This is a genomic window from Agreia sp. (assembly GCF_964263775.1).
Classification (GTDB): Bacteria; Actinomycetota; Actinomycetes; order Actinomycetales; family Microbacteriaceae; genus Agreia.
Map to the genome: position 1 here is coordinate 1 of NZ_CAXVWM010000156.1, position 7252 is coordinate 7252.

The 7252-nt window shown below is 67.6% G+C and carries 5 protein-coding genes; 2 read left to right on the forward strand and 3 right to left on the reverse strand.

The annotated features are described in order from the left end of the window. The first annotated feature begins 42 nt into the window (after nucleotides 1–42). Nucleotides 43–2502, forward strand: coding sequence for a bifunctional lysylphosphatidylglycerol flippase/synthetase MprF (locus tag ACE5CZ_RS11645; RefSeq protein ID WP_374947495.1), 2460 nt, complete (start codon nucleotides 43–45; stop codon nucleotides 2500–2502). After that, on the forward strand, nucleotides 2486–3832 hold the full coding sequence (locus ACE5CZ_RS11650) for an alpha/beta hydrolase (RefSeq protein WP_374947496.1): 1347 nt from the start codon (nucleotides 2486–2488) through the stop codon (nucleotides 3830–3832). Before ACE5CZ_RS11645 ends, ACE5CZ_RS11650 begins: the two co-directional genes overlap by 17 nt. Before the next feature lie 31 nt (nucleotides 3833–3863). Here the strand turns inward: ACE5CZ_RS11650 and ACE5CZ_RS11655 are convergent, their stop codons facing one another. From ACE5CZ_RS11655 to ACE5CZ_RS11665, 3 genes are read right to left on the reverse strand one after another with little or no spacing between them, the layout of a single operon-like run. Continuing rightward, nucleotides 3864–5129: an ABC transporter permease gene (locus ACE5CZ_RS11655; protein WP_374947497.1), complete on the reverse strand. Its 1266-nt coding sequence runs from the start codon at nucleotides 5127–5129 to the stop codon at nucleotides 3864–3866. Continuing rightward, on the reverse strand, nucleotides 5126–5842 hold the full coding sequence (locus tag ACE5CZ_RS11660; protein ID WP_374947498.1) for an ABC transporter ATP-binding protein: 717 nt from the start codon (nucleotides 5840–5842) through the stop codon (nucleotides 5126–5128). Before ACE5CZ_RS11660 ends, ACE5CZ_RS11655 begins: the two co-directional genes overlap by 4 nt. Continuing rightward, nucleotides 5839–6888, reverse strand: coding sequence for a hypothetical protein (locus ACE5CZ_RS11665; RefSeq protein WP_374947499.1), 1050 nt, complete (start codon nucleotides 6886–6888; stop codon nucleotides 5839–5841). The genes ACE5CZ_RS11660 and ACE5CZ_RS11665 overlap by 4 nt, the downstream gene beginning before the upstream one ends. Nucleotides 6889–7252 lie beyond the last annotated feature (364 nt).

The following is a 7252-nucleotide window of genomic DNA, read 5'->3' on the forward strand; positions in this document are numbered from 1 at the left end:
TCGGCAGCGCTGTGCTGTGAAGCGCCGTGATCTGAGGTAATCGTGCTCGTTGTTCGTTGGATGCTTCGCCGCCCCGTGACAGTGCTGTGCTGCGTCGTGGTGATCGTGCTGAGCATCGTCGGCTTCGCCTCCAGCACCTACGACTGGGGGTGGCAGCTCCTGGCCACGGGCCAGGACGACGTCTTCCGGCATCACCGGTGGTGGGGTCTCATCACGGCGTTCCTCGCGGTCGACGGGGGAGGCGCATTGGTCTTCGTCGTTCCCTTCATCGTGGTCGTCGTCGGCGCCGCTGAGCGGCTTATGGGTAGTTGGCGCACCGTCATCGTCTACGTCGGCGGCAGCGCCGCATCCGGTCTCATCGGCTTCGCGCTGAGCTGGGTCGAGAGCACCTACCTCGGATTCCTGCCGTTGAACGCACCCTCGATCGACGCCCTGTCGCCGGCGACGGGGGTGATCTGCGCCGCCACGGCCGCGAGTTCGTTCGCGTCGGCCCTGTGGCGTCGCCGGATGCGCCTGGGCGCGTCGTTCTTCGCCGTGACCTTCTTTCTCTACTCGGGTGGAGCAGGCGACTTCTACTCGCTCGTCGCGGTGCCGGTCGGGCTTGTGCTGGGGTTCGTGCTCGGCGGTTCGCGGTCGGGGTTCAGGCTGGTGCGAAGTTCGCACCACGAGATCCGAGCCCTGCTGGCCGCCGTCGTCGCCCTGAGCACGCTCGGTCCGGTCGTGGCCGCGCTGATCGGTTCGGGCAGCGGACTCCTCTCGATCTACGGCCTGCTGGCGGTCGATGTCGATCATCCGCGTGCCGCCCTCCTGGCCCTCTTGCCGGTCGCAGTAGGGGTCGTCGCCGCGTGGGGAATTCTGCGCGGCCGGCGTGCAGCTCTATGGCTGGCCGTAGGCCTCTTTCTGCTGATGTCGGCCGTGATGGTGGCCGTTTTCGTCGTGATCCAGCCGGAGACCATGGCGATTGTCGCCGAGGAGTCCAACCAGGCGGTCGACCCCTACATCTGGCAGACCCTGACGGGCAGCGCGCTGTGTGCGATCCTGCCGCTGGTCGGAGCCGCATTGCTGATCGCGCTGAGGCGGCATGTCGACGTTCGCACATCGCTCGCGAGTGCACGCCGGTTCGTGATAATTACAGCGAGTGCCCTTACGGGTGCCGCAGTCCTGTCTTTTGTTGGAATGCTGAGCATCCGAGAGCAGTTCAGGCCGGCGATCGATGCCCTCGACCTTCTGCGCGCACTGCCGCTGCGTCTCGTGCCACCGACGTTCGTGGTCTCCGACGGGCTCGCTTTCGTTCCGGCGACCCGGTGGGCCTATGTGCTGTGGTCGTTGCCGCCGGCCCTCCTCTGGATCGCAGTGCTCGTCGCATCCTGTCTTCTCATCTTCAGCCGCAACTCCGTCGTCGACGACGACGATCGACTCCGCGCCCGGGCGATCCTCGAGCGCGGCGGCGGCCACACGCTGTCGTTCATGACGACCTGGCCCGGTAACTCGTTTTGGTTCGATCCGCAGACCGATGCGGCCGTGGCCTACCGGGTGCAGGGCTTCGTGGCCGTCGCCGTGGGTGGGCCCTTTGGTCCGGCCTACACTGACGCCCGGGTCGTGGAACGGTTCGTGCGCTTCTGCGGCGACCGGGGATGGACGGCCACGTTCTACGGGGTCGACGATGCCGCACTCGACTCATTCGCGGCCTTGCGCTGGCAGCGTCTCAAGGTCGCGGAAGAGGCCATTCTGCGCCCTCTCGACTGGAATCCGACCGGCAAGAAGTGGCAGGACATCCGCACGGCCGTGAACAAGGCGGAGCGCGCCGGAGTCGTGGCGCGCTGGATTTCGTGGAGGCAGCTGTCGTTGCCCCAAAAAGCTCAGATCCAGGCCATTTCGGAGGCGTGGGTCGCCGAGAAAAACCTTCCGGAGATGGGTTTCACGCTCGGCGGTCTCGACGAACTCGCCGACCCGTCGGTACGACTCATGCTCGCCGTCGATGCTGGGGGCTCGATCGTGGCCGTCACCAGCTGGCTTCCGCTCTACGGTTCGGATGGTGGCGGGCGGGCGCCGCGCGTCTCGGGCTACACGCTCGACTTCATGCGGCGCCGGCCCGATGCCGCGAACGGAACGATGGAGTTCGTGATCGCCGCCACGGTGGAGCAGGCCAAGGCCGACGGGTTGGAACTGCTGAGCCTGTCTGGGGCGCCGCTCGCGAATGCCGCACCGGAGTCGTCTTCTCGGGAAGCGAGCGCGAGCGTCGTGGCCCAGCTGCTCGACTATGTCGGACGGTCGCTGGAGCCCGCCTATGGCTTTCGGTCGCTGCTGAACTTCAAGAAGAAGTTCCAGCCAGAATTCGTTCCGCTCTGGCTGATCTATCCCGACACCACCGATCTGCCGGCGGTGGGTGCGGCCGTCGGGCGGTGCTACCTGCCGCAACTGTCCGTGCTGCACCTGAGCAGGCTTCTGCGTGATCTGAGGCCGAAGGCGATACCGGAGGTGCATCGTGAATCGACTTCTTGACCTGGCCATCACACAGGTCCCCGTGGTGTCGGTCGTCTATGCGGTGGCGCTCGTGGCCGTCGTGCTGCTCGTGGTGAGGCGGCCCAACGGGCGATGGACGCGAGGGCGCTGGCTCGCAAACGCGGCTCTCGCTGCCACGGCCGGTGCTCTCGTCGGTCTCGGTCTGACCTGGCTCCTGTCAGATCGTCTCGATCTTTTCGGAGCCGCCCTGACCCAGGTCGTGCGGGTATGGATTGCGGCGGGCTGCGCCGCCGCCGCAATCGCGATCGTGTCGCTGCTCGTGGCGCTGCGACGCGCATCCTGGATGCGTGCGATCGCGTCGGCGCTCGCGCTCGTTCTGTTCGCGATCGCGACGGCCACGGCCGTGAACGTCGACTTCGGGCAGTACCCCACGGTGCGCAGCGTGCTCGGCATCAGCGCGATTCCCGACGAGTCGACCCAGCCCCTGCCGACGACGGCGTTGTCGCCCGCACCACGTGCGGCGCAGCCGTCGATCGGCGACTGGGTGGCCCCGGCGACCATGCCGAAGACCGGAACGCTGACGGCCGTCGCGATTCCGGCATCCGAGTCGGGGTTCGCGGCACGGCCTGCAATCGTGTACCTGCCGCCCGCCGCGCTCACGGCCGATCCGCCGAACCTGCCCGTGCTCATCATGTTGTCGGGCCAGCCGGGCAGCCCGCAGGACCCGTTGGTGACGAACAAACTGCAGCAGGCGCTCGACGCCTACGCGGCGGGGCACGATGGACTCGCTCCGATCGTGGTCTCTCCCGACCAGCTCGGCGACCCGACCGACAACCCCATGTGCGTCGACTCGTCGCTCGGCAACTCGCAGAGCTACCTGACTATCGACGTGGCGAACTGGATCAGGGCAAACCTCAACGTGATCGACGATCCGCACTACTGGGGAATCGGCGGACTGTCGCAGGGCGGCACGTGCTCGATTCAGCTCGGCGCCGGCTTTCCGAACCTGTTCGGCGTGATCCTCGACGCGTCGGGCGAGGAGTATCCGCGTATCGGCGACGCACAGAAGACCGCCGACGCGGCATTCGGAGGCAGCCTTGCCCGCTACGAGGCTGCTTATCCCGCCGCGATCATGCGACAGCATGCGCCGTATGCCGACACGTTCGCCGTGTTCGGGGTGGGGTCGAACGACACCGCGTTCCTCCCTCAGGTGAAGGCGATCTACGCCGATGCGCAGGCCGCCGGAATGACGTCGACGTACCTCGAGGCCGAGGGCAGCGCGCACGATGTCACGACCTGGTCGTATGTTTTCTCGCAGGGGCTGCAGCTGATCGCCGACCACTGGAAGCTCGCCGGTTCCGCGGGGTAGCGATTCGGCTCGGTGCGCTCCTCGGGCCTGCTCAGTACCGGATGGCGTCGATCACCTTCACGCGCACGGCCACGAGCGCGGGCAGCAGGCCGGCCAGCGCACCCACCGCCGTCGCCGCGACAAGGCCGAGCAGCGCAGCCTCGGCTGGGAAGGCCGGGAAGTCGCTGACGAGGCCCTGACCGACGAGCTCCATGGTCCACGGGTTCTGCACGAGCAGAATCGCCGCGATCACACCCACGGCCCCGGCGGCGATGGTGGCGACCACGCTCTCCATCATCACGGCGAAGAACACGCGGCCGGCCGTCGCGCCGAAGCTTCGCCGAATACCGATCTCCCGCACCCGCTGCTTCACTGTCACGAGCGCGATGTTCACCAGGCCGAGTGCCCCGAGCAGCAGCACGAGCACGGCGATTCCGCCGACGACGAGCTTTGTCACGAGAAAGGGGTCGTCGCCGTACTGGGCGTAGTCCTGGCGATAGACGTCGACCTGAATGCCGTCGGTGCCGCCGCCGGGAGTTGCGAGCGCCGACGAGAAGTCGCGCTTCACGATCTCCATCAGCTGGTCGGAGATGGCGGGAGGCACCCACATCTCGTACTGCGTGGATCCGGCGCGGGGATCCTGCACGGCAGCCGAGGGCCGGGCCGCCTGCATCGCCGAGAGGTGGTCGGCGAGCATGAACATCGCGGGTTCGGTCTCGTACGACGCCGCCGGGTACACGCCCACGATCACCGCGTTCGTGCCAGGGCTGCCGCCCTGCGCGCCCAGCTCGACGGTCGGGTGCGTGAGCAGGTCGGGGCTGCCGAGCCGCTCCCAGAAGATCTGGTTCACGACGAGGGTGGGGGCGAGGAGCGTGGCGTCGTTGGGCGTGAACCACTCGCCCTCGGTGAGGCGCACGCGGTGCATCTCGCCGTAAGGCTGGTCGACGGCCTGGGTCTGAACGTCGACGACCCCGGTGGGGAAGGGCACGGCCTGCGTGGTCTGCACCACCCGGCTGCCGTAGGTGATGTCGTAGCGTGTGAGTGTCTCGGCCCACGTCGCATCCATGGTCGTCGAATCGATCGCCGCGCCGTCGTTGCGGACCGCCGAGACGTAGAGCGATGCGGGGCGCCCGCTCTGCCTCTCGCTCAGTTCCTCGCTCGCCTGCTGAACAATGCCGCCCAGGGCGACCACCGTGGTGAGGGAGCAGACGGCCACCGCCACGCCGATGAGCGACAGGAGCACGCGGGTGCGGTGCACGCGCAGTTCCTGCCAGGCCTCGATCACCGCTCCGACGAGACTGGTGAATGCGCGATTCACGACGCTGCCTCCTGCGTCTCAGTCAGCGCGGCGTGGCTGCGGGTCAGTACCCCGCGGTCGAGGCGCAAATGATCACGGGCGCGCGCGGCTATGGCAGGGTCGTGGGTGATGGTCACGAGGGCCGCGCCGGTTCTGGTTGCCACGTCGTCGATGAGCTGCATCACCGAGCTGCCGGTGTCGAGGTCGAGGGCGCCCGTGGGCTCGTCGGCGAGGATGAGCCGGGGCCCGCGCACGAGGGAACGGGCGATGGCGACGCGTTGCTGCTCGCCGCCCGAGAGGCGGTCGGGCATGCTGTCCATACGGTTTCCGAGCCCGACCTCGTCGAGCATCTCGGCGGCGAGCTTCTTGCGACGCCAGAACGCCCTGCCCTCGGCGTAGAGCAGAGGCATGGCGACATTCTCGAGGGCCGTGCGTCCCGGCAGCAAGTTGAACTGCTGGAACACGAAGCCGATCTGCGCGCCGCGCAGCCGATCGCGTGCCGCGCCCGAATACGACTTGACCGGTTTGCCGTCGAACGCCAGAAGACCGCTCGTGGGCATGTCGAGCAGGCCGAGCAGGTTGAGCAGCGTCGATTTGCCCGATCCCGAGCGGCCGACTATCGAGATCCGGTCTCCCGCTTCGACGCTGAGGTCAACGCCATTCAGGATGGTCAGGGCCGGCTGGTCGGGCGGCATCACGGTGCGTGTGACGTCGCGCAGCTCGAGCAGGCTCACCGGGCGGAGACCGAGACGCAGTCGATCGCTTCGGGCGGGCAGCCCGACGGGTCGGCCAGCGCGCCGGGGGCGAACTGCAGTATCTGGTCGCCCTCGACGAGGCCGCCCGTGATCTCCACCTGTGATCCGTCGTTCAGGCCGAGGCCCACGGCGCGTTCCTCGGTGTTGCCGTCGGCCAGCGAGACCCACACGGTGCCGCTCTGGGCAGCACCGCGCACGGCCGTCGTCGGCACGACGAGAACGTTCTCGGCCTTGCCTCCGGAGATGGTCATCTGGGCGGCAAGGCCGGAGAAGACGGTGATCCCAGTGGGAATGGGGCAGCTGACGGTCGTGGTCGAGCCGCCGCCTGCGCCGCCCGTTCCGGTTCCGGATGCTCCGGCTCCGCCGGTGGTGTCGCCACCCGTTCCCCCGCCCTCGCTTCCGGCCAGGGGCGTGGTGATGCGGAGGCCCGTGCAGGTGAACGCCGCCGGCCCTCCGGTGATGGCGATCGAGGCATCCGTCGGCTGGTCGACGAGCCGGTACCGCTGCTCGGCCTGCAGCGACCCCGAAACCGAGAAGGTGGGTGGCGCGATCTGACCGGCGACCATACCGATGGTCACGTCCTGTCCTGAGATCACGCCGAGCGAACTGAGCACGCCCGCCGCCGGCGCGATGACCTGCTCGTAGCGGTAGATCGGCGGCTTCGTCTTTCCCTCGTCATCGATGGTGTCATCGGGCGCGCGAACGATCTCGACCTTGACGTCGAAGACGGTGTCGCCCGCCGCCACCGTGGAGCCCTGCGGGAAGAAGATCTCGTCGACGGTGCCGGCCGCAGTCGACTTGAGCGGAGCCGCCGGGTCGGCCGAGACGGTCGCCTGCACCACGACGTCGTTCACGATCGTGCCGAGAGCGACGGGAATGACCGGCTCGATGATCTCGCCGGTGGGAACCGCCGACACGTCTTCGGCCCGGTCGGGAAAGAAGGCGAGCTTGCCGAGGGCCACGGCGATGACTGCCACGAGAAGGATGCGGAGGATCGGAAAAACCCATTTTCGAACAACGCCCACGCCCGCTCCTTCGATCACGTACCGATACGACTATTGCAGATCAGGCTGACTGACTCGTGCGGGGGAGCGCTGTTTCGCGCCGCCCGATCGATATCGATCTGAGACTCGAAGTCTCATGATCTGATGCATCGCGCACGCGTTGCGTGCGAGATTAGAAGCGATCACGAAAGGGGCGGGGTCGATGAAACATGTAGACCATGCTGTTCCTGCGCTCGAGACGTGGATGGCAACACACTCCGCCGCGCTGCGCTGGCGCCTACTGACCGGTGGTCGAGGCGGCGAGTTCGATCTCGGCGACTCCCCGCATTCCGCTGCTCTTCAGGTCGTCGACGGCGAGTGGCAGCTTCGGCTGCAGACCGCGAAA